The organism is Frankia gtarii (assembly GCF_025403375.1).
Lineage (GTDB): Bacteria > Actinomycetota > Actinomycetes > Frankiales > Frankiaceae > Frankia > Frankia gtarii.
Window position 1 is genome coordinate 1 of the sequence record NZ_JAMPTM010000498.1, and the last position, 2,030, is coordinate 2,030.

At 76.9% G+C, this 2,030-nt stretch carries 3 protein-coding genes; all 3 read right to left on the reverse strand.

Features of this window, described 5'->3' with window-relative positions; all coding sequences use genetic code 11:
• A partial coding sequence (locus tag NBZ83_RS31810; protein WP_261576473.1) for a cobyrinic acid a,c-diamide synthase CobB occupies positions 1-800 on the reverse strand: 800 nt, incomplete at its 3' end.
• The gene (gene cobO / locus NBZ83_RS31815; protein WP_261571278.1) at positions 794-1,402 is read right to left on the reverse strand and encodes a cob(I)yrinic acid a,c-diamide adenosyltransferase; all 609 of its coding nucleotides are present in this window, start codon (positions 1,400-1,402) and stop codon (positions 794-796) included. The genes NBZ83_RS31810 and cobO, both read right to left, overlap by 7 nt.
• A 1-nt stretch (position 1,403) precedes the next feature.
• Positions 1,404-2,030, reverse strand: a 627-nt coding sequence (locus NBZ83_RS31820; RefSeq protein ID WP_261576474.1) for a VWA domain-containing protein, incomplete at its 5' end; no start/stop codon positions are given.

A 2,030-nucleotide genomic window follows, 5' to 3' on the forward strand; every position in this document is an offset into this window, starting at 1 on the left:
CCCGCAGTCCCCGTCCCCGCGGTCTCTGCCGTCGCGGCGAGGGCCGCGGTCGGATTCCAGGTGTCGGTGCGCAGCGGTGGGGCGGCGCGGGCGACGCGCAGCAGGCCGTCGAGGTCGCAGGAGGCGGCGATGAGCGCGCCGAGGCGGTCGACGGCGTCGACGGCGGCCGGGCGGCGTTCGGCGGCGGGCACCAGGCCGAGGTGACGTGAGGGGGTGTGCACGGCCTGTTCGCGGGGAACCGCGCCGAACACCGCCATCCCGATGTCGGCGAGCGCCTCGGTGAGCAGCTCGCGGTGGCGCGGCGAGCCGACCCGGTTGAGGATCACCCCGGCCAGGTGGATGCGCCGGTCGAAGGCGCGGAACCCGGCGACGAGCGCGGCGATGGAACGGGCGGCGCCGGAGACGTCGACGACGAGGATCACCGGGGCGTCGAGCAGCCGGGCGACGTGCGCGGTGCAGGCGTGGTCGGCGGCCTCGCCGGGCTGCGGGCGGGCGACCCCGTCGAACAGGCCCATCACCCCTTCGACGACGGCGACGTCGGCGCCGCGCGCACCGTGGGCGAACAGCGGCGCCAGGCGCGCCGCGCCGCAGAGCACCGCATCCAGGTTGCGGCCGGGGCGGCCGGTGGCCAGCGCATGGTAGCCGGGGTCGATGTAGTCGGGGCCGACCTTGTGCGGGGAGACCCGCAGGCCGCGGGCGCGCAGCGCGGCCATCAGCCCGGTGGTCACCGTCGTCTTGCCCGCACCGCTGGTCGGGGCGGCCAGCACGAGGCGGGGCAGGTCGAGGGAGGCGTTCACCATTCGATGCCCCGCTGGCCCTTCTGTCCGGTGTCCATCGGATGACGGATCTTCGTCATCTCGGTGACGAGGTCGGCGGCGTCGAGCAGCTCCTGCGGGGCGCGCCGCCCGGTGACGACGACGTGCTGGCGGCCCGGGCGGGTGCGCAGGGTGTCGACGACCTCGGCGACGTCGAGCCAACCCCAGTGCAGCGGGTAGGTCATCTCGTCGAGGACGTAGAGCCGGTAGGTTTCGGCGGCCAGGTCGCGGCGGATCTGCGCCCAGCCCTCGGCCGCGGCGGCCGCCGGGTCGCCGTCGGGGTCGACGCGGTCACGTACCCAGCTCCACCCGGAGCCCATCTTGTGCCAGTCGAGCGAGCCGCCTTCGCCGGAGTCGGCGAGCACGCCCAGGGCGCGTTCCTCGCCGATGCGCCACTTGGCGGACTTGACGAACTGGAACACCCCGACCGGCCAGCCCTGCGACCAGGCGCGCAACGCCAGGCCGAACGCGGCGGTCGACTTGCCCTTGCCGTCGCCGGTGTGGACGATCAGCAGCGGTCGGTCGCGGCGTGCGCGGGTGGTCAGGCCGTCGTCGGGGACGCTGGCCGGCTGTCCCTGCGGTGCCATCTCAGGCCACCTTTCCCGTCCGCGGCGACGACGGCGCCGGTGGTGGGGCCAGCAGCGGCAGGGCGTCGAGCCCGATCGTGATCCCGCCGAGGGCGTGGGCGAGCCGGCCGGCCAGGCCCAGGCGCAGGAAGCCGCTTTCGCAGTCGACGACGACGCTGGCCAGCCCGCTGCGGCCCGCGGCGCCACCCGCGGCGCGCCCGGCGCCGCCGGGACGGCCGGTGGCGGGTCCGCCCGGTCCGCCGGCGGCGCGGACCAGGGCGCGGGCCACCGGCAGCGGGTCGGCGCCGGCGGTGGCCCGCCCGTCGGTGACGACGACGAGCAGGGCCCGCCGCGCCGGGTCGCGGCGCCGTTCGGCGCGCAGCACCTGCCCGGCGCGGGTGAGCCCGGCGGCCAGCGGGGTGCGCCCGCCGGTCGGCAGTGCGCGCAGCCGGGCGGCGCCGACCTCGACGCTGGCGGTGGGGGCGAGCACGACCTCGGCCCCGGACCCCCGGAAGGTGATCATGCCGATGCGGTCGCGGCGCTGGTAGGCGTCGACGAGCAGGGCCAGCACGGCGGTGGTGACCAGGGTCATCCGCGCCTGGGCGGCCATCGATCCGCTGGCGTCGACGACGAACAGCACCAGGTTGCC

Excerpts from the sequence above, each read along its gene's own strand:
- cobO (WP_261571278.1), bottom strand. The coding sequence starts at position 1,402 with ATGGCACCGCAGGGACAGCCGGCCAGCGTCCCCGACGACGGCCTGACC.